At 59.1% G+C, this 22,750-nt stretch carries 18 protein-coding genes; 14 read left to right on the top strand and 4 right to left on the bottom strand.

Annotated features, from left to right (window positions below):
• Nucleotides 1-24: 24 nt before the first annotated feature.
• Together A462_RS20575 and A462_RS20570 are read right to left on the bottom strand one after the other, a co-directional pair.
• Nucleotides 25-813 (bottom strand): MlaA family lipoprotein, encoded by a 789-nt coding sequence (locus A462_RS20575; RefSeq protein ID WP_003210582.1) that lies wholly within the window; start codon nucleotides 811-813, stop codon nucleotides 25-27.
• Nucleotides 806-2,104 (bottom strand): hypothetical protein, encoded by a 1,299-nt coding sequence (locus tag A462_RS20570; protein WP_003210581.1) that lies wholly within the window; start codon nucleotides 2,102-2,104, stop codon nucleotides 806-808. The genes A462_RS20575 and A462_RS20570 overlap by 8 nt, the downstream gene beginning before the upstream one ends.
• A gap of 236 nt (nucleotides 2,105-2,340) precedes the next feature.
• Between A462_RS20570 and A462_RS20565 the strand changes: the two genes are divergently transcribed.
• Nucleotides 2,341-2,709, top strand: a complete 369-nt coding sequence (locus tag A462_RS20565; RefSeq protein ID WP_008433995.1) for a hypothetical protein — start codon at nucleotides 2,341-2,343, stop codon at nucleotides 2,707-2,709.
• Nucleotides 2,710-2,807: 98 nt separating this feature from the next.
• Here A462_RS20565 and A462_RS20560 read toward each other — a convergent pair whose 3' ends face one another.
• A complete protein-coding gene (locus tag A462_RS20560; RefSeq protein WP_032899244.1) occupies nucleotides 2,808-4,361 on the bottom strand; it encodes a glycoside hydrolase family 17 protein in 1,554 nt (517 codons plus the stop codon).
• Between the two features lie 330 nt (nucleotides 4,362-4,691).
• Here A462_RS20560 and A462_RS20555 point away from each other — a divergent pair, with 330 nt between their 5' ends.
• The 3 genes from A462_RS20555 to A462_RS20545 all read left to right on the top strand — a co-directional run bounded on the left by A462_RS20555 (nucleotide 4,692) and on the right by A462_RS20545 (nucleotide 7,750).
• The gene (locus A462_RS20555) at nucleotides 4,692-5,543 is read left to right on the top strand and encodes a glycine betaine ABC transporter substrate-binding protein (protein WP_008433997.1); all 852 of its coding nucleotides are present in this window, start codon (nucleotides 4,692-4,694) and stop codon (nucleotides 5,541-5,543) included.
• A gap of 240 nt (nucleotides 5,544-5,783) precedes the next feature.
• On the top strand, nucleotides 5,784-6,095 hold the full coding sequence (locus A462_RS20550) for a DUF485 domain-containing protein (RefSeq protein ID WP_003210577.1): 312 nt from the start codon (nucleotides 5,784-5,786) through the stop codon (nucleotides 6,093-6,095).
• Nucleotides 6,092-7,750 carry a cation acetate symporter gene (locus tag A462_RS20545; RefSeq protein WP_003210576.1) on the top strand — a complete coding sequence of 553 codons (1,659 nt, stop codon included), beginning with the start codon at nucleotides 6,092-6,094 and terminating at the stop codon, nucleotides 7,748-7,750. Before A462_RS20550 ends, A462_RS20545 begins: the two co-directional genes overlap by 4 nt.
• A gap of 161 nt (nucleotides 7,751-7,911) precedes the next feature.
• Here the strand turns inward: A462_RS20545 and gltA are convergent, their stop codons facing one another.
• Complete coding sequence (gltA, locus tag A462_RS20540; RefSeq protein ID WP_003210575.1) at nucleotides 7,912-9,201, bottom strand: citrate synthase; 1,290 nt, start codon at nucleotides 9,199-9,201, stop codon at nucleotides 7,912-7,914.
• A 363-nt stretch (nucleotides 9,202-9,564) separates the two neighbouring features.
• Between gltA and sdhC the strand changes: the two genes are divergently transcribed.
• From sdhC to brnQ, 10 genes are all read left to right on the top strand, one after another.
• Nucleotides 9,565-9,939, top strand: coding sequence for a succinate dehydrogenase, cytochrome b556 subunit (gene sdhC, locus A462_RS0132415; RefSeq protein WP_008433998.1), 375 nt, complete (start codon nucleotides 9,565-9,567; stop codon nucleotides 9,937-9,939).
• Nucleotides 9,933-10,301, top strand: a complete 369-nt coding sequence (gene sdhD / locus A462_RS20535; protein ID WP_003210573.1) for a succinate dehydrogenase, hydrophobic membrane anchor protein — start codon at nucleotides 9,933-9,935, stop codon at nucleotides 10,299-10,301. The genes sdhC and sdhD overlap by 7 nt, the downstream gene beginning before the upstream one ends.
• A 3-nt stretch (nucleotides 10,302-10,304) precedes the next feature.
• The gene (gene sdhA / locus A462_RS20530; RefSeq protein WP_008434000.1) at nucleotides 10,305-12,080 is read left to right on the top strand and encodes a succinate dehydrogenase flavoprotein subunit; all 1,776 of its coding nucleotides are present in this window, start codon (nucleotides 10,305-10,307) and stop codon (nucleotides 12,078-12,080) included.
• Between the two features lie 11 nt (nucleotides 12,081-12,091).
• On the top strand, nucleotides 12,092-12,796 hold the full coding sequence (locus A462_RS20525) for a succinate dehydrogenase iron-sulfur subunit (protein WP_003210571.1): 705 nt from the start codon (nucleotides 12,092-12,094) through the stop codon (nucleotides 12,794-12,796).
• Between the two features lie 262 nt (nucleotides 12,797-13,058).
• The gene (locus A462_RS20520) at nucleotides 13,059-15,890 is read left to right on the top strand and encodes a 2-oxoglutarate dehydrogenase E1 component (RefSeq protein ID WP_003210570.1); all 2,832 of its coding nucleotides are present in this window, start codon (nucleotides 13,059-13,061) and stop codon (nucleotides 15,888-15,890) included.
• A gap of 44 nt (nucleotides 15,891-15,934) precedes the next feature.
• Entirely contained in the window at nucleotides 15,935-17,167 is a 1,233-nt protein-coding gene (gene odhB, locus A462_RS20515) for a 2-oxoglutarate dehydrogenase complex dihydrolipoyllysine-residue succinyltransferase (RefSeq protein WP_008434003.1), read from the top strand.
• 95 nt (nucleotides 17,168-17,262) lie between these two features.
• A complete protein-coding gene (gene lpdA, locus A462_RS20510; RefSeq protein WP_003210568.1) occupies nucleotides 17,263-18,699 on the top strand; it encodes a dihydrolipoyl dehydrogenase in 1,437 nt (478 codons plus the stop codon).
• 214 nt (nucleotides 18,700-18,913) lie between these two features.
• Nucleotides 18,914-20,080 carry an ADP-forming succinate--CoA ligase subunit beta gene (gene sucC, locus A462_RS20505; protein WP_003210567.1) on the top strand — a complete coding sequence of 389 codons (1,167 nt, stop codon included), beginning with the start codon at nucleotides 18,914-18,916 and terminating at the stop codon, nucleotides 20,078-20,080.
• Complete coding sequence (gene sucD / locus A462_RS20500; protein WP_003210566.1) at nucleotides 20,080-20,961, top strand: succinate--CoA ligase subunit alpha; 882 nt, start codon at nucleotides 20,080-20,082, stop codon at nucleotides 20,959-20,961. The genes sucC and sucD overlap by 1 nt, the downstream gene beginning before the upstream one ends.
• Before the next feature lie 417 nt (nucleotides 20,962-21,378).
• Complete coding sequence (gene brnQ, locus A462_RS20495) at nucleotides 21,379-22,692, top strand: branched-chain amino acid transport system II carrier protein (RefSeq protein WP_003210565.1); 1,314 nt, start codon at nucleotides 21,379-21,381, stop codon at nucleotides 22,690-22,692.
• Nucleotides 22,693-22,750: the final 58 nt, after the last annotated feature.

The raw sequence follows: 22,750 nt of genomic DNA on the forward strand, positions 1-22,750 counted from the left end.
GCAAGCCAGCGCCTACACGGGGCATTACTCGGCGATCTGCAACTTGCGCGCCTCGGTGTACACGTAGCGCACCTTTTCATACTCGAACGGCGAGTTCATCTGGCCGTAGCGGAAGCTGGTCTGGTAGCGCTTGTCGACGGCGCGCAGGGCCCAGATTTCCGGGTGGTTTTCGCTGACCTTGGACACGTTCAGGAAGTTGATCTCGGTCTCGGCGCCGTAGTCCACCAGCAGGCCGGTGGTATCCCGCAGGTTCGACGGACCAAACAGCGGCAGCACCAGGTAGGCGCCGCCCGGTACACCGTAGAAGCCCAGGGTCTGGCCGAAGTCTTCGCTCTGGCGCGGCAGGCCCATGGCGGTGGCCGGGTCCCACAGGCCGGCGATGCCGATGGTGGTGTTGAGCAGCAGGCGGCCGGTGGTTTCCAGGGAACGATGGCCCTTGAGCTGCAGCAGGCTGTTCAGCAGGTTGGGTACATCCCCGAGGTTGTTGAAGAAGTTGCTGACGCCGGTACGCAGGAAGCTAGGGGTGACATAGCGGTAACCGTCCACCACGGGCAGGAACACCCACTGGTCGAAGCGGTAGTTGAAGTGGTAGACCCGGCGGTTCCACGACTCCAGCGGGTCGTAGACATTCAGCGCGTTGACCGACGAGCGCTCGAACTCACGCTGGTCCAGGCCAGGGTTGAACTTGAGGTGGCTCAGGGGCTCCTTGAAGCCGTCGGAGTCCACTACGGTTGGCGTGTGGGCCTTGCTGTTGTCGGCATTGGCCACGCCCGCGCACATCAGGGCGGCGAGCAGCAGAAGATATTTAGCCACGGAAGAACTCCAGCATGGCGTCGGCGTTGACGCGGTAGTTGAGGTTGCCGCAATGGCCGCCCAGGGGGTAGACGGTCAAGCGATCGCCGAAGGTTTTACGCAGGAAGCCAAGGTCGCCAGGGCCCAGGATCACGTCGTCGGCGTTGTGCATGACGGCGATTTTCGGGCTGTCGTGCAGGTAGTCCTTGAGGGCATACAGGCTGACCTGGTCAACCAGTTGCAGCAGGCTGCCGCCGTCGGAACGGGCGCGCCACATCGGGATCACCTGTTCGGTGAGGTAGCAGTCGAAGTCGCACTGCAGCGCACGCTTGAGGAACGGCGTGAGGCTGGTGCCTTCGCTGATCGGGTACTTGGGCGGGATGATCAGGCCGCGACGGTTGATCAGGTCCGAGGTGAAGGCAATGTCGGCCGCCGAGAAGCGGAACGAAGTGCCGATCAGCATCGCCATTTGTTCGTTGGTCAGGTGTTCCTTGGAGTTCTGGAAGTCGTAGAGCAGGGCATCGTTGAGGTCGATGTAGCCCTTTTGCTGGAAGTAGCGGGTCAGCTTGTTCAACACCAGCTCATAGAAGGTGGTGCTGTTGTTGATGCCCTTGACCTCGGTCTGCACCAGCTTGTCGAGGTTGGTGATCGAGGTATAGAGGTTGACCGGCGGGTTCAGCAGCAGGACTTTCTTGAAATTGAAGCTGCGACGGGTTTCATCCAGCTTGCTGACAAAGGCTGCGTCGAGGGCGCCGAGGCTGTAGCCGGTGAGGTAGAAGTCGGTCACGGGCAGCGTCGGGTTTTGCGCGCGTACGGCCTGCATCACGCGGTACATGTCTTCGGCGTCTTCCTGGCTGATGCCGGGAGTGGCGAAGCGCGAGGCGGCGGCGATGAAGTCGAAGCTGGTGGGGGACGACAGCTGGACGACGTGGTAACCGGCCTTGTAGTACAGCTTTTTCAGGTATTCGTTGATGGTGCTGTCAAAGCGTGCGCCGGTGCCGGCGATCAGGAAGATCAGCGGTGCGGCACGGTCCTGCTTGGCGATGCGGTAGGTGAGTTTCTTCACCGCCCAGAAGTTGTCAGGCAGGCTGAACTCGCGCTCGGGGCGCATCGTCAGGGTGTAGTCGGACTGATTGATTTGATCGTCCGATGGCAGTTCCGGCCGCAGGTTCGGCGGGGTGGTGGCGATGGTCGCTTCAAACGGGTTGGTCAAAGGGTAGCCATAGCTGGCCTGGTCGATATCGACCGCCAGTGCTGACGCACTCAGAAAAAGGCTGCCCAACAGGGCCGCACAGCGCAAGGAACGGAGCATGACTAAATCCCTAAGAGGAAAACGTGCTGAAGTGGAGTTCGCAGGCTATGACCACCGCGTTGCTGCCGAAGTGCCAGCCTTCGGCACTAAAAGTCGGAAAAAACGTCGGAATCGGGGTAATAGTAGCGAGACGATACACTTTGGCACGCCTTAATGAACACTTATCTGTTTGCAAAACTTGCCAACGGCCACCGGGGGATTAAGCTGGGCGCCGTTTTCGCCTATCGGAGTGCCCCATGTCCCGCCGTTTTCCGCTGATCCTGTTGCTTATTGCCCTGCCGCTTTGGCTGGCCGCCAGTTATGGCGCGCGTTACGGATTCATGGAGGATGGCCGTTGGGTGGGCATTTGCGCTGACGAAGCCAGCCGCTGGGAATGCCAGGTGCGTTCCAACCTGGGGTCGATGATTCACTTCAAGATGCTGGGCTGGGCGGCGCTGGTCACGGCGGTGCTGGCGTTTTTCGTGCCGGGCCGGGCCGGGTGGGGTTTGGCGGTGTTGGCGCTGGTGTTCGGGTTTCCGGCGTTGGCGTTGTACAACACGACGTTTGCGGTGTTTGCGGTGGTGATTGCGGGGTTGCGGTTGGTCCGTAAGCCTCGCGTTGCCTGACAGGGCCTCTTCGCGAGGAAGCCCGCTCCCACATTTGACCGAGTACATCCCTTGGAATGCGGTCGAGTGTGGGAGCGGGCTTGCTCGCGAAAGCGGTCTTAAGCCTTGCGCACCCGCAAGCAACGCCACAAGGCTACGACCATGAGCAGGCTCACCACCGCCCAACCCCACGCCTGCTGGTTCATCACCCCTTCACGGAACAACTGCGGCGCAATACCGGCACCGATGATGAACGCCAGCAACGCAATCTCCCGCCGCAGCCCGCTCACCGGACGCACCAGGTACACCAGCGCCGGCAGCACCAGCGCGGCACTCGGGAAGCTGCGGTAACGCGGGTCAAATACCAGCGCCAGCATCATGACCGCACCGGCAAACCCGGCGATTGCCACCAGCCAGCCAGCGCGCTGCTCCAGCCAGTTGAAGGCGCGTTCGCGCCAACCTTCTCGCGTACTCAACGCCAGGGCGGCGTGAGCCAGTACCGCAAGGTTCAAGGCCACCAGCAATCCAGCCCACACCCACTCATCCGTGAAGCGCGCGGTGACCCGGTTCAACTCGGCCCAGGTGCCGATCGAGCAGGCCGCCACGGCGCCCAGCAATGGCAACAACAACGCAGCCCGGGCCGTGCGCACGCGGCCACCCAGCAGCAGCGTGCCCAGCAGGATGATCCCGCCAACCCCCAGCCACAGCGGCCAGTACGGCACATTGGTCACCGGGCCGGCGAGCACGCCCTTGTCCTGGCGATCCGCATCAAACAGGCCCCAGTAACCACCCACCGCCCCTTCACTGGCACGTTTCCACGGCTGGTCAAAGGCTTCGATCAGGTTGTAGTGCCAGCCATTGGCTTCGGCCATGGCCACGAACCCGCGCATGAATTTCGCTTCGTTGACCCGGCTCGGCACCGCCGTTTCCCGCTGGCGGCCTTCGCTCGGCCAGCCGGTCTCGCCGATCATCACGTCCTTGGGGGCGAACTTGTTGCCGAAGGTCTGGCGCACATCGCCCACGTGCTTGAGCGCCTGGTCGATGCCCGAGGGGTCATCTTCCCAGTACGGCAGCAGGTGGATGGTCAGGAAGTCCACGGCCGGGGCGATTTCCGGGTGTTGCAGCCAGAACTCCCACACATCGGCATAGGTGACCGGTTGCTTGATATGGTCCTTGACGTGATGGATCAACTTGACCAACTGCCCGGCGGTGACTTCCTTGCGCAGCAGGGTTTCGTTGCCGACGATCACCGAGGTGACGACGTCGGGGTTGGCATTGGCCGAAGCGATCAGTGCCTCGACTTCCTTGGCGGTGGCCACCGGATCACTGCTGACCCATACGCCGCTCATCAGCTTCAGGCCGTGTTTGCGCGCCAGTGCCGGCAAGTCTTCAAGGCCGGTCTGGGAGTAGGTGCGAATGCATTCGAAACGGGTGGCCAGCAACGCCAGGTCGGCGTCCATGCGCTCGGGGCGCAGTTTGAACGGCTGGTCGAACGGCGACTGGTCTTTGTCGAAGGGCGTGTAGGACGCACATTGCAGCTTGTGGCTGGCGCTGGCCACGTCCGGCAGCACCACCGGTTGGCCAAGGCCGTACCAATAGCCGCCGAGGGCCAGCACACCGAGGATCAGGGCAAATAAATAGGGCAGGAGCGGGAAACGTGCAGTCGCGGGCATGATCAGGCCGTCTGGGGGCAAAGGCGCGCATCTTACCCGGATTTGAGCCGTCCCAGTGGGGCCGCATAATTTTGACATGCAAAGTTCGGGCGGGATCGTCGGTGAATGTCCTACAAATCATCCTGCTGGCGATGTGATGTCGTTTCTTGCTTACCTGAGGTCGCAGTCAGAGCAGGTCGCTTGTGGCAGCAGGTTGATGATCGAAGTGTCAGCCCTCCACTGATGAGGCACCCACGTGATCGATGCGCGTGAAGGGGGCGCGGTGCACCACATAACAACAGGTTGACGTCGCTCGGCATCCGCCGGGCGCAGCACTTTCGGGGAAGCACTATGAAGATGCGACGACTCTTGGGCGCAGCTGCCACTCTGGTAGTTGCGATGAGCTCCACACTGGCCAGCGCCGACAGCAAAACCCTGAGCATCGGCTATGTGGATGGCTGGTCGGACAGTGTCGCCACCACCCACGTGGCGGCAGAAGTGATCAAGCAAAAGCTCGGTTATGACGTGAAACTGCAAGCGGTCGCCACCGGGATCATGTGGCAAGGCGTGGCCACCGGCAAACTCGACGCCATGCTCTCCGCCTGGTTGCCGGTGACCCACGGTGAATACTGGGCCAAGAACAAGGACAAGGTGGTCGACTACGGCCCCAACTTCAAGGACGCCAAGATCGGCCTGATCGTGCCTGAGTACGTGAAAGCCAAATCCATCGAAGACCTCAAGACCGACACCACCTTCAAGAACAAGATCGTGGGTATCGACGCCGGTTCAGGTGTGATGCTCAAGACCGACGAAGCAATCAAGGCCTATGGCCTGGACTACAAGCTGCAAGCCAGCTCGGGCGCGGCGATGATCGCCGAGTTGACCCGTGCCGAAGACAAACAGGAATCCATTGCGGTCACCGGCTGGGTGCCACACTGGATGTTCGCCAAGTGGAAACTGCGTTTCCTGGACGACCCAAAAGGAATTTATGGTGCTGCTGAGACCGTCAACAGCATCGGCAGCAAAGGCCTGGAAAAGAAAGCCCCGGAGGTCGTGGCGTTCCTGAAGAAATTCCAGTGGGCCTCCAAGGATGAAATCGGCGAAGTCATGCTGGCGATCCAAGAGGGCGCCAAGCCTGAAGCGGCGGCCAAGGACTGGGTGGCCAAGCACCCTGAACGTGTCGCCGAGTGGACCGCTAAATAAGGCGTTAAAACTGTAGGAGCGAGCTTGCTCGCGAAGAACGCAAGGGCACCGCGATCATCCAGAATGAACGCGTTACCGTTGACGTTTTTCGCGAGCAAGCTCGCTCCTACAATTGTTTCTGCACACCCGTAAACCCTCGCTACACTCCTTCTACTACTAAGGTCGTCTGGAACCTGTTCCTCAGCCGCATACAGTGGATATGTTCCAATAATAAAAAGCTGTGCTGCGAGGATAAAAACAATGAACGACAGCATTTACCTCTCGATTCAAAACAGCCCGCGTTTCAAGGAGCTGGTTAGTAAAAGGGAAAGATTCGCCTGGATTCTCTCGGCAATCATGCTTGGGCTTTACTCCGCTTTCATTCTTCTGATTGCCTATGGGCCGCAAATACTGGGGGCCAAGATCAGCCCCGGTTCGTCCATTACGTGGGGGATCCCGATCGGGGTCGGGCTGATTGTGTCGGCCTTCGTCCTCACCGGCATCTATGTACGACGCGCCAACGGCGAATTCGACGACTTGAACAATGCGATTCTCAAGGAGGCTGCGCAATGATCCGTCGTCTATTGGCTGTACTCGGCGCTTCGGCCTTTGCACCTGCCGTTTGGGCGGCCGATGCACTGACCGGCGAAGTGCATAAACAACCGCTGAATATCGCAGCGATCCTGATGTTCGTGGCCTTCGTCGGCGCGACCTTGTGCATCACCTACTGGGCGTCCAAGCGCAACAAGTCGGCGGCCGACTACTATGCGGCCGGCGGCAAGATCACCGGGTTCCAGAACGGTCTGGCGATTGCCGGTGACTACATGTCGGCAGCCTCCTTCCTGGGGATTTCCGCGCTGGTGTTCACCTCCGGCTACGATGGCCTGATCTACTCGATCGGCTTCCTGGTGGGCTGGCCGATCATTCTGTTCCTGATCGCCGAGCGCCTGCGTAACCTGGGCAAATACACCTTTGCCGACGTGGCGTCCTATCGCCTGGGGCAAACCCAGATCCGCAGCCTGTCGGCGTGCGGCTCTTTGGTGGTGGTGGCGTTCTACCTGATCGCGCAGATGGTTGGCGCGGGCAAGCTGATCCAGCTGCTGTTCGGCCTGGATTATCACGTCGCGGTGATCCTGGTAGGCATCCTGATGTGCCTCTATGTGTTGTTCGGCGGCATGCTGGCGACCACCTGGGTGCAGATCATCAAGGCAGTGCTGTTGCTGTCCGGTGCCTCGTTCATGGCGCTGATGGTGATGAAACACGTCAACTTCGACTTCAACATGTTGTTTGCCGAGGCGATCAAGGTTCACCCTAAAGGTGAAGCGATCATGAGCCCGGGCGGCCTGGTGAAAGACCCGATTTCGGCGTTCTCCCTCGGCCTGGCACTGATGTTCGGTACCGCCGGCCTGCCGCACATCCTGATGCGCTTCTTCACCGTGAGTGACGCAAAGGAAGCGCGCAAGAGCGTGCTGTATGCCACTGGCTTCATCGGCTACTTCTATATCCTGACCTTCATCATCGGCTTCGGCGCGATCCTGCTGGTCAGCACCAACCCGGCGTTCAAGGATGCTGCAGGTGCCTTGCTCGGCGGTAACAACATGGCGGCGGTGCACCTGGCCAACGCGGTGGGCGGCAGTATCTTCCTGGGCTTCATCTCGGCCGTGGCGTTTGCCACCATCCTGGCAGTGGTTGCCGGTTTGACCCTCGCGGGTGCTTCGGCGGTGTCCCATGACCTGTACGCCAGCGTGATCAAGAAAGGCAAGGCCAACGAGAAGGATGAGATTCGCGTATCGAAGATCACCACCATCGCCCTGGCAGTACTGGCGATTGGCTTGGGCATCCTGTTTGAAAGCCAGAACATCGCGTTCATGGTGGGCCTGGCGTTCTCCATTGCGGCCAGCTGTAACTTCCCGGTGCTGCTGCTTTCCATGTACTGGAAAAACCTCACCACCCGCGGTGCGATGATTGGTGGCTGGCTGGGCTTGATCAGTGCCGTCGGCCTGATGATCCTCGGCCCGACCATCTGGGTCTCGATCCTGCACCATGAGAAGGCGATCTTCCCTTACGAGTACCCGGCGCTGTTCTCGATGATCATTGCGTTCATCGGCATCTGGTTCTTCTCCATCACCGACAAGTCGGCGGCGGCAGAGAAGGAACGTGCGCTGTACTTCCCGCAGTTTGTGCGTTCGCAGACTGGCCTGGGGGCGAGTGGGGCGGTTAGCCACTAAGCCTGTAACAGTTCCAAAAAATGCCCCGGTCGTGAGATCGGGGCTTTTTTTTGCCTTTATTGGTAACAGATACGACAAAACTGTTTCTCAAATCCGGCACAAATAAAAACGGCCTCCCTATCAAAGGAGGCCGTTTTCGGTGTGGCCAAGTAGCGATCAGCTTACTTGCGGTCTTCCAGCTTGGTGATGTCACGCGACTCGTAGCCGGTGTACAGCTGGCGCGGACGGCCAATCTTGTACGGGCTGGAGAGCATTTCTTTCCAGTGGGAGATCCAGCCCACGGTCCGCGCCAGGGCGAAGATCACGGTGAACATGCTGGTTGGAATGCCGATCGCCTTGAGGATGATCCCCGAGTAGAAGTCGACGTTCGGGTACAGCGAGCGCTCGATGAAGTACGGGTCGGTCAGGGCGATCTCTTCCAGGCGCATGGCCAGTTCGAGTTGTGGATCGTTCTTGATGCCCAGTTCCTTCAACACTTCGTCGCAGGTCTTCTTCATTACGGTGGCGCGCGGGTCGCGGTTCTTGTAGACCCGGTGACCGAAGCCCATCAACTTGAACGGATCGTTCTTGTCCTTGGCCTTGGCGATGAACTTGTCGATGTTCGAGACATCGCCGATTTCATCGAGCATGGTCAATACGGCTTCGTTCGCACCGCCGTGGGCAGGGCCCCACAGTGCGGCGATACCGGCGGCGATACAGGCGAACGGGTTGGCGCCCGAGGAGCCCGCCAGGCGCACGGTAGAGGTCGAGGCGTTCTGTTCGTGGTCGGCGTGGAGGATGAAGATCTTGTCCATCGCGGCGGCCAGCACCGGGCTGATCGGTTTGATCTCGCACGGGGTGTTGAACATCATGTGCAGGAAGTTTTCCGCGTACGTCAGGTCGTTGCGCGGGTACATCATGGGTTGACCCATGGAGTACTTGTAAACCATTGCGGCCAGGGTCGGCATCTTGGCAACCAGGCGGATCGCGGAGATTTCGCGATGCTGCGGGTTATTGATGTCCAGGGAGTCGTGATAGAAGGCCGACAGGGCGCCGACTACGCCGCACATGACGGCCATCGGGTGGGCGTCGCGACGGAAGCCGTTGAAGAAGGTCTTCAACTGCTCGTGAACCATGGTGTGGTTCTTCACGGTGCTGACAAACTGGGCCTTTTGCTCAGCTGTTGGCAATTCGCCATTAAGCAGCAGGTAGCAGGTTTCCAGGTAGTCCGACTGTTCAGCAAGCTGTTCGATCGGGTAGCCGCGGTGCAGCAGGATACCGTTATCACCGTCGATATAGGTGATCTTCGACTCGCATGAGGCGGTCGACATGAAGCCTGGGTCGAATGTAAAACGGCCCGTGGCCGTCAGGCCCCGTACGTCGATAACATCGGGACCAACGGTGCCGGTTAAAATGGGCAGCTCGACGGGGGCTGCGCCCTCGATGATCAACTGCGCTTTTTTGTCAGCCATGTGGCCTCCTATTTATGCTTCAAATCATCAGACAGACCCCCCACGCAGGGCCCGCACCACTATAGTGAGATAAATTCAGATGTCAATTTGCCTAAAGTCTTGCTCCAGAAGGCTTTAACCGTACTTTTTCCTCGAAATTACCTGCCATTTACGCCTTTTATGCCGCCAGCGCAATGCGCTATTAGGGTGAGGAGTGCGCGTTGTCATTAGTTGCCTAACTGTCTATACTCGGCCTCCGACCGCCAGGGGCTTTTGGGCCCGTTTTGATGGGGGTCGCACTCCCTGGGTGGTGGTTACCTGACCAGTGCACTCCCCAACAACTTTGCCCTGATTGTTAGGGGCTCTTCAGTGTGAAAAAAAGCCGTGAATAGCCAACGACCTGTAAACCTAGACCTAAGGACCATCAAACTCCCCATCACCGGCGTAACGTCGTTCCTGCACCGTGTATCCGGCATCATCCTGTTTCTTGGCCTGGGCATCATGCTTTATGCATTGAGCAAATCCCTGGGTTCGGAAGAAGGGTACGCCGAGGTGAAGGCATGCTTGACCAGTCCGCTGGCCAAATTCGTCGCCTGGGGCCTCCTGTCCGCTCTGCTTTATCACCTTGTGGCCGGTATTCGCCACTTGATCATGGACATGGGTATCGGTGAGACGCTGGAAGGCGGCAAGCTGGGCTCGAAAATCGTCATCGCCATTTCCGTGGTGCTGATCGTTCTGGCGGGAGTTTGGATATGGTAACCAGCGTTACGAACCTGTCGCGTTCGGGCCTCTATGACTGGATGGCGCAACGTGTGTCTGCGGTTGTTCTCGCGGCTTATTTCATCTTCCTGATCGGGTACCTCGCGGCGAACCCTGGCATTGGCTACGCCCAATGGCACGGCCTGTTCGCTCACAACGGGATGCGCATCTTCAGTCTGCTGGCCCTTGTAGCCCTGGGCGCTCACGCCTGGGTTGGCATGTGGACCATCGCGACCGACTACCTGACGCCGATGGCGCTGGGCAAGTCCGCGACAGCAGTACGGTTTCTCTTCCAGGCAGTATGCGGCGTCGCGATGTTCGCTTACTTCGTCTGGGGTGTGCAGATTCTTTGGGGTATCTGATTCATGGCTAACACAGTTAATACGCTTTCATTCGACGCCATCATCATTGGCGGCGGCGGTGCCGGCATGCGCGCTGCGCTGCAACTGGCCCAGGGCGGTCACAAGACTGCCGTGATCACCAAGGTGTTCCCGACCCGTTCCCACACCGTTTCGGCCCAGGGTGGCATCACGTGCGCCATCGCCTCCGCCGATCCAAACGATGACTGGCGCTGGCACATGTACGATACCGTCAAGGGTTCCGACTATATCGGTGACCAGGACGCTATCGAATACATGTGCTCCGTAGGCCCGGAAGCGGTCTTCGAGCTGGAACACATGGGTCTGCCGTTCTCCCGTACCGAACAGGGTCGCATCTACCAGCGTCCGTTCGGCGGTCAGTCGAAAGACTTCGGTAAGGGTGGCCAGGCCGCTCGTACCTGTGCCGCAGCCGACCGTACCGGTCACGCGCTGTTGCACACCCTGTACCAGGCCAACCTGAAGGCCGGCACCGTATTCCTCAACGAATACTACGGCGTCGACCTGGTGAAGAACGAAGACGGTGCCTTTGTAGGCATGATCGTTATCTGCATCGAAACCGGCGAAACCTCTTACGTGCGGGCTAACGCCACCGTATTGGCGACCGGCGGTGCAGGCCGTATCTACTCTTCGACTACCAATGCCCTGATCAACACCGGTGACGGTATCGGCATGGCCCTGCGTGCAGGCGTCCCGGTACAAGACATCGAAATGTGGCAGTTCCACCCGACCGGCATCGCCGGCGCCGGTGTACTGGTTACAGAAGGTTGCCGTGGTGAAGGTGGTTACCTGATCAACAAGAACGGCGAGCGCTTCATGGAGCGTTATGCTCCGAACGCCAAAGACCTTGCCGGTCGTGACGTTGTAGCCCGTTCCATGGTTAAAGAGATCATCGCCGGTAACGGCTGTGGTCCCGATGGCGACCACGTGATGCTGAAGCTCGATCACCTCGGTGAAGAAGTGCTGCACAGCCGTCTGCCAGGCATCATGGAGCTGTCCAAGACCTTTGCCCACGTTGACCCGGCTGTTGCGCCGATCCCGGTTGTTCCAACTTGCCACTATATGATGGGCGGCGTTGCCACCAACATTCATGGCCAGGCGATCACCCAGGACGCCGACGGTGTCGACCAGATCATCCCTGGTCTGTTCGCGGTAGGTGAAGTGGCGTGCGTATCGGTTCACGGTGCCAACCGCCTGGGTGGCAACTCGCTGCTCGACCTGGTGGTATTCGGTCGCGCCGCCGGTCTGTTCCTGGAACAGACCCTGAAGGAAGGCGTTGATTACGTTCGTCCACGCCAGTCCGACATCGACGCTGCCCTGGCACGTCTGGATGGCCTGAACTCGCGTACCGATGGCGAAGACGTCGCCTCCCTGCGCAAAGAGCTGCAAAGCTGCATGCAGAACTACTTCGGTGTGTTCCGTACCGGCGAATACATGCAGAAAGGTATCGCCCAGCTGGCTGACCTGCGTACGCGCATTGCCAACGTCAAGATCAACGACAAGAGCCAGGCGTTCAACACCGCTCGAATCGAAGCCCTTGAGCTGCAAAACCTGCTGGAAGTGGCTGAAGCGACTGCGATCGCCGCCGAGGTTCGTAAAGAATCCCGTGGTGCTCACGCTCGTGAAGACTATGAAGACCGCGACGACGAAAACTGGTTGTGCCACACCCTGTACTTCCCGGGTGACAAGCGCGTAACCAAGCGTGCCGTGAACTTCTCGCCGAAGACGGTTCCGACGTTTGAACCGAAGATTCGGACTTACTAAGGGTGGCTGCCATGTTGAAAGTCAGTGTTTATCGCTACAACCCTGATCAGGACGCTGCGCCGTTCATGCAGGAATTCCAGGTCGATACCGGTGGTAAGGACCTGATGGTGCTGGACGTGCTGGCCCTGGTTAAAGAGCAGGACGAGGGTTTCTCCTATCGTCGCTCTTGCCGTGAGGGTGTCTGCGGCTCCGACGGCATGAACATCAACGGCAAGAACGGCCTGGCGTGCATCACGCCGCTGTCTTCCGTGGTGAAAGGCAACAAGTTGGTTGTTCGTCCGCTGCCAGGTTTGCCGGTTATCCGTGACCTGGTCGTCGATATGAGCATCTTCTACAAGCAATACGAGAAGGTTAAGCCATTCCTGCAGAACGACACGCCGGCTCCGGCCATCGAGCGTCTGCAGACTCCGGAAGAGCGCGAGAAGCTGGACGGTCTGTACGAGTGCATCCTGTGCGCTTGCTGCTCGACTTCCTGCCCGTCCTTCTGGTGGAACCCCGACAAGTTCCTGGGCCCCGCTGCCCTGCTGCAAGCGTACCGCTTCCTGGCAGACAGCCGTGACACCAAGACTGCCGAGCGTCTGGCTTCGCTGGATGACCCGTTCAGCGTATTCCGCTGCCGCGGGATCATGAACTGCGTCAACGTATGTCCTAAAGGCCTGAACCCGACTAAGGCCATTGGTCACGTACGTAGCATGCTGCTGCAAAGCGGCGTGTAACCGACGTTGTAGTAAAAGCAGGACCGTTGTGCCCGTAGATGCTACGGCGCAGGCTTCAACCGGCGCCGTAGTTTTAACTTGAGCAGCGACTTACAAAGACGCGGCTCTTATTTTGAAGAAATGAGACAAGCAGGGGCATTCGGGTTGGTACCCGAACTATCAGCGTGATCCTAAGTGGCTTGTTTTGGTCGCTGCACTTGGCCTTTTGCAAGCAAACTCGGTGTTTTCGCCGGTGGTGTCCCCAAATCGAGGGTGACCAAGCATGCAAGAAAGCGTGATGCAGCGCATGTGGAACAGCGGCTATCTTTCAGGTGGTAACGCTGCCTATGTGGAAGAGCTTTATGAGCTCTACCTGCACGACCCTAACGCTGTGCCAGAAGAATGGCGCACCAAATTTCAGACGTTGTCTTCAGACGGCAACGCTGCCACCGATGTATCGCACGCAACAATTCGCGATCAGTTCGTGCTGCTGGCAAAGAACCAGCGCCGCGCCCAGCCGGTTTCTGCCGCAAGCGTGAGCAGTGAGCACGAGAAGAAGCAAGTTGAAGTACTGCGACTGATCCAGGCCTACCGTATGCGTGGCCACCAGGCAGCCCAGCTTGACCCGCTGGGGCTGTGGCAGCGTCCTGCACCTGCAGACCTGTCGATCAATCATTACGGCTTGACCAATGCCGATCTTGATACGACCTTCCGTGCCGGCGACCTGTTCATCGGCAAAGAGGAAGCGAGCCTACGCGAAATTCACGAAGCGTTGCAGCAGACATATTGCCGCACCATCGGTGCCGAATTTACGCACATCACTGATTCCGAGCAGCGCCACTGGTTCCAGCACCGCCTTGAAGGCGTGCGTGGTCGCCCGGTGCTGTCTGCGGACGTCAAGAGCCACTTGCTCGAGCGCGTCACTGCAGCGGAAGGCCTGGAAAAATACCTGGGCACCAAATACCCGGGCACCAAGCGTTTCGGCCTGGAAGGCGGCGAAAGCCTGATCCCGATGCTCGACGAGCTGATCCAGCGTTCCGGTTCCTACGGCACCAAGGAAATCGTGATCGGCATGGCCCACCGTGGCCGCTTGAACGTGCTGGTCAACACCTTCGGCAAGAACCCGCGCGAGCTGTTCGACGAGTTCGAAGGCAAGAAGAAGGTCGAGCTGGGTTCCGGTGACGTTAAATATCACCAGGGCTTCTCGTCCAACGTAATGACCACCGGCGGTGAAGTTCACCTGGCCATGGCGTTCAACCCATCCCACCTGGAGATCGTTTCTCCAGTGGTCGAGGGGTCGGTACGTGCGCGCCAGGATCGTCGCAACGATTCCACCGGTGAGAAGGTCCTGCCGATTTCCATCCACGGTGACGCGGCATTCGCCGGTCAGGGCGTGGTCCTGGAAACCTTCCAGATGTCGCAGACTCGCGGCTTCAAGACTGGCGGTACGGTTCACATCGTCATCAACAACCAGGTGGGCTTCACCATCAGCAACCCGCTGGACGCGCGCTCTACCGAGTACGCGACCGACGTTGCCAAGATGATCCAGGCGCCGATCCTCCATGTGAATGGTGATGATCCGGAAGCCGTGTTGTTCGTGACCCAGTTGGCCATCGATTACCGCATGCAGTTCAAGCGTGACGTGGTCATCGACCTGGTCTGCTACCGTCGTCGCGGTCACAACGAAGCGGATGAGCCTAGCGGCACCCAACCGTTGATGTACCAGCAAATCACCAAGCAGCGCACCACCCGTGAGCTGTATGCCGATAGCCTGATCAAGGCCGGCGTGGTGGACGATGCACGTGTTCAGGCGAAGATCGATGAATACCGCAACGCGCTGGACAACGGCCTGCATGTCGTAAAAAGCCTGGTTAAAGAGCCGAACAAAGAGCTGTTCGTTGACTGGCGTCCGTACCTGGGCCACGCCTGGACGGCGCGTCACGACACCTCGTTCGATCTGAAAACCCTGCAGGAACTGTCGGCCAAGCTGCTGGAAATCCCAGACGGTTTCGTCGTACAGCGTCAGGTTGCGAAGATCTACGAAGACCGTCAGAAGATGCAAGCCGGCGGCCTGCCGATCAACTGGGGTTACGCTGAAACCATGGCGTACGCGACCCTGGCGTTCGAAGGTCACCCGATCCGCATGACCGGCCAGGACATCGGCCGCGGTACGTTCTCGCACCGTCACGCTGTGTTGCACAACCAGAAAGACGCGGGCACCTACATCCCGTTGCAGAACCTGTACGAAGGCCAGCCACGTTTCGACCTGTACGATTCGTTCCTGTCCGAAGAAGCCGTACTGGCGTTCGAATACGGTTACTCGACCACCACGCCTCAGGCGCTGGTAATCTGGGAAGCCCAGTTCGGCGACTTCGCCAACGGTGCCCAGGTGGTTATCGACCAGTTCATCACCAGCGGCGAGCACAAGTGGGGCCGTCTGTGCGGTCTGACCATGCTGCTGCCACACGGTTATGAAGGTCAGGGTCCGGAGCACTCCTCGGCCCGTCTGGAGCGTTACCTGCAATTGTGCGCCGAGCACAACATCCAGGTGTGCGTGCCGACTACCCCGGCCCAGATCTACCACTTGCTGCGTCGCCAGGTGATCCGCCCGCTGCGCAAGCCGCTGGTAGTGCTCACCCCGAAATCGCTGTTGCGTCATAAATTGGCCATCTCGACCCTGGAAGATCTGGCGGATGGTTCGTTCCAGACCGTTATTTCAGAAATCGACACCCTGGACGCGGCCAAGGTCACTCGCCTGATCCTGTGCAGCGGCAAGGTTTACTACGATTTGCTGGAAAAACGCCGTGCCGAAGGCCGCGAAGACATCGCCATCGTGCGGATCGAGCAGCTTTACCCGTTCCCGGAAGACGACCTGATGGAGGCCATCGCGCCTTACACCAACCTCACCAATGTGGTGTGGTGTCAGGAAGAACCGATGAACCAGGGCGCGTGGTACAGCAGCCAGCATCATCTGCGTCGCAGCATCGGCAATCACAAACAGGCACTGGGCCTGGAGTACGCCGGTCGTGATGCTTCTGCTGCACCTGCGTGTGGTTATGCGTCGATGCACGCCGAGCAGCAGGAAAAACTGCTGCAAGATGCTTTCACTGTTTAACGCCTTCGCGCTGACTGAAACCGAATTTTAAGGACCCACAGATAATGGCTATCGAAATCAAAGCCCCGTCATTCCCGGAATCGGTTGCCGATGGCACCGTTGCCACCTGGCACAAGAAACCAGGCGAGGCCGTCAAGCGTGACGACCTGATCGTCGACATCGAAACCGACAAGGTCGTGCTCGAAGTGTTGGCTGAAGCTGACGGCGTGCTGGGCGCAATCGTTGCCGAAGAAGGCGCTACCGTCCTGTCGAACCAGGTACTGGGCTCGATCGAAGAGGGCGGTGCTGCTGCCGCTGCTCCTGCTCCTGCCGCCGCTGCGGCACCGGCTGCTGCCGCAGCTCCAGCTGCTGCACCGGCTGCGGGTGGCGAAGATCCAATCGCTGCACCGGCTGCGCGTCAGCTGGCTGACGAAAACGGCATCAACCTGGCGTCCATCAAGGGCACCGGCAAAGATGGCCGTGTGACCAAGGAAGACGTGGTTGCCGCCGTTGAAGCCAAGAAAAACGCTCCAGCTGCTGCGCCTGCCAAGGCTGCCGCCCCGGCTGCCGCTGCTCCTGTGTTCGCCGCTGGCGACCGCACCGAGAAGCGCGTACCGATGACCCGCGTGCGTGCCACCGTGGCCAAGCGCCTGGTTGAAGCACAGTCGAACATGGCGATGCTGACTACTTTCAACGAAGTCGACATGACCGAAGTCATGGCCCTGCGTTCGAAGTACAAGGACCTGTTCGAGAAGTCCCACAACGGCGTACGCCTGGGCTTCATGTCGTTCTTCGTGAAAGCGGCCACCGAAGCGCTGAAACGCTTCCCGGCAGTCAACGCTTCCATCGACGGCGGCGACATCGTTTACCACGGTTATGCTGACGTCGGCGTTGCCGTCTCCAGCGACCGTGGCCTGGTGGTACCGGTTCTGCGTAACGCCGAGCTGATGAGCCTGGCTGAAATCGAAGGCGGCATCGCCAACTTCGGCAAGAAGGCCCGTGACGGCAAACTGACCATCGACGAGATGACCGGTGGTACCTTCACCATCACCAACGGTGGTACTTTCGGTTCGATGATGTCGACTCCGATCGTCAACCCGCCACAAGCTGCGATCCTGGGCATGCACAACATTCTGCAGCGTCCTATGGCGATCAACGGCCAAGTGGTTATCCGCCCGATGATGTACCTGGCGCTGTCGTACGATCACCGCCTGATCGATGGTAAAGAAGCCGTGACTTTCCTGGTGACCATCAAGAACCTGCTGGAAGACCCGGCTCGTCTGCTGCTGGATATCTGATAAAGCGGCGGTGCGCCGTACCACCCGGTCTGCCGCGAGGCAGGCCGGAGTGCGGCTCACGGCTTGAAGCTTTTAGCTAAAGAGGATTTTTTTTCATGTCGCAGAAATTTGACGTTGTAGTGATTGGCGCAGGCCCTGGCGGCTACGTTGCCGCCATCAAGGCCGCACAACTGGGCCTCTCGACTGCTTGCATCGAAAAATACACCGACAAGGAAGGCAAACTGGCGCTGGGCGGTACTTGCCTGAACGTTGGCTGCATTCCTTCCAAGGCGCTGCTGGACAGCTCCTGGAAATTCCACGAAGCGCAAGACGGTTTTGCCATCCACGGCATCAACCACGCTGGCGTGACCATGGACGTGCCAGCGATGGTCGGCCGCAAGGCCAACATCGTTAAAGGCCTGACTTCCGGCGTTGCTACCCTGTTCAAGGCCAACGGCGTTACTTCCCTGCAAGGCCACGGCAAACTGCTGGCCGGCAAGAAAGTTGAAATCACCAAGCCTGACGGTTCGACCGAAATCATCGAAGCCGAGAACGTGATCCTGGCTCCAGGTTCGCGTCCAATCGACATTCCACCGGCTCCGGTCGACCAGAACGTGATCGTTGATTCGACCGGCGCCCTGGAATTCCAGGCGGTTCCAAAACGTCTGGGCGTGATCGGCGCTGGCGTGATCGGCCTGGAACTGGGTTCGGTCTGGTCCCGCCTGGGTTCCGAAGTGACCGTGCTGGAAGCCCTGGACACGTTCCTGCTGGCTGCCGACACCGCAGTGTCCAAAGAAGCGCTGAAAACCCTGACCAAACAAGGTCTGGACATCAAGCTGGGCGCTCGTGTTACCGGTTCCAAGGTTAACGGCGAAGAAGTTGTCGTGACCTACACCGACAAGGATGGCGAACAGACCATCACTTTCGACAAGCTGATCGTAGCCGTTGGTCGCCGTCCGGTGACCACTGACCTGCTGGCTTCCGACAGCGGCGTGAACATCGACGAGCGTGGTTTCATCCACGTTGACGATCACTGCGCTACCACCGTGCCGGGCGTCTACGCCATTGGCGACGTGGTTCGCGGCATGATGCTGGCGCACAAGGCTTCCGAAGAAGGCATCATGGTTGTCGAGCGCATCAAGGGTCACAAGACCCAGATGAACTACGACCTGATCCCGTCTGTTATCTACACCCACCCGGAAATTGCATGGGTCGGCAAGAACGAACAGCAGTTGAAAGCTGAAGGCGTTGAAGTTAACGTCGGCACCTTCCCGTTTGCCGCTTCTGGCCGTGCCATGGCAGCCAACGACACCGGTGGTTTTGTCAAAGTCATCGCTGATGCCAAGACTGACCGCGTATTGGGCGTCCACGTGATTGGCCCAGGCGCAGCAGAACTGGTTCAGCAAGGCGCAATCGGTATGGAATTCGGCACCAGCGCCGAAGACATCGGCATGATGGTTTTCTCCCATCCGACCCTGTCCGAAGCGCTGCACGAAGCCGCGTTGGCAGTGAATGGCCATGCCATCCACATCGCCAACAAGAAGAAGCGCTAAGCGAGATAATAAGAAACCACGGCGGTTGCCCGTCGTGAGCCTTGTGCGCAAGACTCACCGCGGAATATCCGCTGGACGCAGTCTTGCGCAGTTTCACCACCCAGGGTTCAGGCCTTTGGTGGTTTGACTGTGCAAGCAGCAGTCACAGGTGGCGCGGCACTCAATAAAGAGCGCAGCGCCGAATGCGCAGTACCTAACGAAGACGGTAATAAGCATGAATCTTCACGAGTATCAGGGTAAGCAGCTGTTCGCTGAATACGGCCTGCCAGTATCCAAGGGTTACGCAGTAGACACCCCGGAAGCAGCAGCAGAAGCTTGCGACAAAATCGGCGGCACCGAGTGGGTTGTCAAAGCCCAGGTCCACGCTGGTGGTCGCGGTAAAGCGGGCGGCGTCAAGCTGGTTCGCAGCAAAGAAGACGCCAAAGCCTTCGCTCAGCAGTGGCTGGGCAAGCGTCTGGTGACTTACCAGACTGATGCCAATGGCCAGCCAGTCACCAAGATCCTGGTTGAATCGTGCACTGATATCGCTAAAGAGCTGTACCTGGGCGCTGTCGTTGACCGTTCGAGCCGTCGCATCGTGTTCATGGCCTCCACCGAAGGTGGCGTGGACATTGAGAAGATCGCTGAAGAAACCCCAGAAAAAATTCTGAAAGCCACTATCGATCCACTGGTTGGCGCTCAGCCATTCCAGGGTCGCGAGCTGGCATTCCAGTTGGGTCTGGAAGGCAAGCAAGTTGCCCAGTTCGCCAAGATCTTCGTAGGTCTGGCCAAACTGTTCCAGGATCACGATCTGGCCCTGCTGGAAGTGAACCCGCTGGTGATCAAGGCCGACGGCGATCTGCATTGCCTCGATGCCAAGATCAACATCGACGCCAACGCCATGTACCGTCAGCCTAAGCTGAAGACTTTCCACGATCCGTCGCAAGACGATCCGCGCGAAGCGCACGCTGCCAAGTTCGAACTGAACTACGTAGCCCTGGAAGGTAACATCGGTTGCATGGTCAACGGTGCTGGCCTGGCCATGGGTACCATGGACATCGTCAACCTGCATGGCGGCAAGCCAGCCAACTTCCTCGACGTAGGCGGCGGTGCCACCAAAGAACGCGTTACCGAAGCGTTCAAGATCATCCTGTCCGACTCCAACGTCGCTGCAGTACTGGTCAACATCTTCGGCGGCATCGTTCGTTGCGACATGATTGCCGAAGGCATCATCGGTGCAGTGAAAGAAGTCGGCGTTAAAATCCCGGTTGTTGTGCGCCTTGAAGGTAACAACGCTGAACTGGGCGCTAAAGTACTGGCAGAAAGCGGTTTGAACATCATCGCTGCTACCAGCCTGACCGACGCTGCTCAACAAGTTGTCAAAGCTGCGGAGGGCAAATAATGAGCGTCCTGATCAATAAAGACACCAAGGTTATCTGCCAGGGTATTACCGGTTCCCAAGGTAGTTTCCACACCCAGCAAGCCATCGAATACGGCACCAAGATGGTGGGTGGCGTTACTCCTGGTAAAGGCGGTACCGAGCACCTGGGCCTGCCAGTGTTCAACACCGTGAAAGATGCTGTAGCTGCCACTGGCGCCACCGCCAGCGTGATCTACGTTCCAGCTCCTTTCTGCAAGGACTCCATCCTGGAAGCAGCATTCGGCGGCATCAAGCTGATCGTTTGCATCACCGAAGGCATTCCTACCCTGGACATGCTGGACGCTAAAGTTAAGTGCGACGAGCTGGGCGTAGTCCTGATCGGCCCTAACTGCCCAGGCGTGATCACTCCAGGCGAATGCAAGATCGGCATCATGCCAGGTCACATTCACTTGCCAGGTAAAGTCGGTATCGTTTCCCGTTCCGGCACCCTGACCTACGAAGCTGTCAAGCAGACTACTGACGCCGGTTTCGGTCAGTCGACTTGCGTCGGCATCGGCGGTGACCCGATCCCAGGCTCGAACTTCATCGACATCCTGAAGCTGTTCCAGGAAGACCCGAAGACCGAAGCGATCGTAATGATCGGTGAGATCGGCGGTTCGGCTGAAGAAGAAGCGGCTGCCTACATCAAGGCACACGTGACCAAGCCGGTTGTTTCCTACATCGCTGGTGTGACTGCCCCTGCTGGCAAGCGCATGGGCCATGCTGGCGCAATCATCTCTGGCGGCAAGGGTACTGCAGACGAGAAGTTTGCTGCCCTGGAAGACGCAGGCGTTAAAACCGTGCGTTCGCTGGCAGACATCGGCAAGGCTTTGTCCGAGCTGACCGGTTGGGCTGTCAAGTAAGCCTCGCGCTTAACTGACGCTTCACCCCACAAAGGCCACCTTCGGGTGGCCTTTGTGCATTCTGAAGGTTGGTGGAGATCAACATGTGGGAGCGGGCTTGCTCGCGAAAGCGGTGTGTCAGTCAGCTCATGAGTGGCTGATACACCGCTTTCGCGAGCAAGCCCGCTCCCACATTCGATCGTATTTCAAAATTTAGATATAAAAACGCGACATAAAAATGTCGCTTATCGGACAGTTCGCCCCGCAACAGTGCGTTTGACCCGCAAATTCGTTAGGCTAGCCGCCTCTTTATGCGTGTGCCTCCCAAAAGGAAGCCTCGCGCCAGACCGGTCGGTCCCCATCCGGACCGGCAGTATTTCCCTCATCCATAGGGAAGCCCTCTCTAAATTCCGATTCAGTAGTGTGGTATTTCCTCAAATGAAAGTGTTGAAAAGCCAGGACATCCTGGCGTTGGGCTTTATGACTTTTGCCCTGTTCGTGGGCGCCGGCAACATCATCTTCCCGCCAATCGTCGGTTTGCAGTCCGGGCCTCATGTCTGGATGGCAGCGCTGGGCTTCCTGATCACCGCGGTCGGTTTGCCGGTGATCACCGTTGTCGCCCTGGCCAAGGTCGGTGGTGGGATGGACGCGTTGAGCAGTCCGATCGGCAAGATCGCCGGTGGCTTGCTGGCAGCGGCGGCCTACCTGGCTGTCGGCCCGTTGTTCGCCACCCCGCGAACCGCCACCGTTTCCTTTGAAGTGGGCCTGGCGCCGCTGACCGGTGAAAGCCCGCTGGCGCTGTTCCTCTACAGCTCGGTGTACTTCCTGTTGGTGTTCTTCATCTCCCTGTACCCGGGCCGCCTGCTGGATACCGTCGGTCGTTTCCTGGCACCGTTGAAGATCATCGCCCTGGCCGTCTTGGGCATTGCTGCCTTTGCCTTGCCGGCCGGCGATGTGGGTGTTGCCACCCCTGAGTACGTGGCGGCACCGTTCTCCCAGGGCTTTATCAATGGTTACCTGACCATGGATACCCTCGGCGCGCTGGTATTCGGCATTGTGATCGTCAACGCGATCCGCTCCCGTGGCGTCGAGTCGCCGAAGCTGATCACCCGCTACGCGATCATCGCCGGGCTGATTGCCGGTGTGGGCCTGGCGCTGGTGTACATCAGCCTGTTCCGCCTCGGTTCGGGCAGCCATGAAGTGGCGGCCGGTGCCGCCAACGGCGCCGCCGTGCTGCACGCCTACGTCCAGCACACCTTCGGCTCCCTGGGCAGCGGCTTCCTCGCCGTGCTGATTTCCCTGGCGTGCCTGGTAACCGCGGTGGGCCTGACCTGCGCCTGCGCCGAGTACTTCAGCCGCGTACTGCCGCTGTCCTATAAGACCCTGGTGGTGATCCTGGCGGTATTCTCGCTGTTTGTGTCCAACTTGGGCCTGACCAAGCTGATCGCGTTCTCGATCCCGGTGCTGACAGCCATCTACCCGCCGTGCATCGTGCTGGTGGCCCTGAGCTTCTGTAAGGACTTCTGGCAGGAGCAGGGCCGGATCGTTGGCCCGGTGATGCTGGTGTCGTTCATCTTCGGTTGCATTGACGCGCTGAAGGGCGCGGGCCTGGCTGACTGGATGCCATCGCAACTGGCTCACCTGCCGCTGAGCGAGCAGGGCCTGGCGTGGCTGGTGCCTTCGGTGATGACGCTGGTGGTTGCGGTGGTGATTGACCGCCTGCTGGGCAAACGCAGTGAAGCGATGGCTTAAACGTTTAGCCACTAACTTGTGCCGAGGTTTAGTTCGAAGTTTCGAGCTGCCCGGCCGG

It is taken from the genome of Pseudomonas sp. Ag1, from assembly GCF_000278565.1.
In the GTDB taxonomy this organism is placed as follows: Bacteria; Pseudomonadota; Gammaproteobacteria; order Pseudomonadales; family Pseudomonadaceae; genus Aquipseudomonas.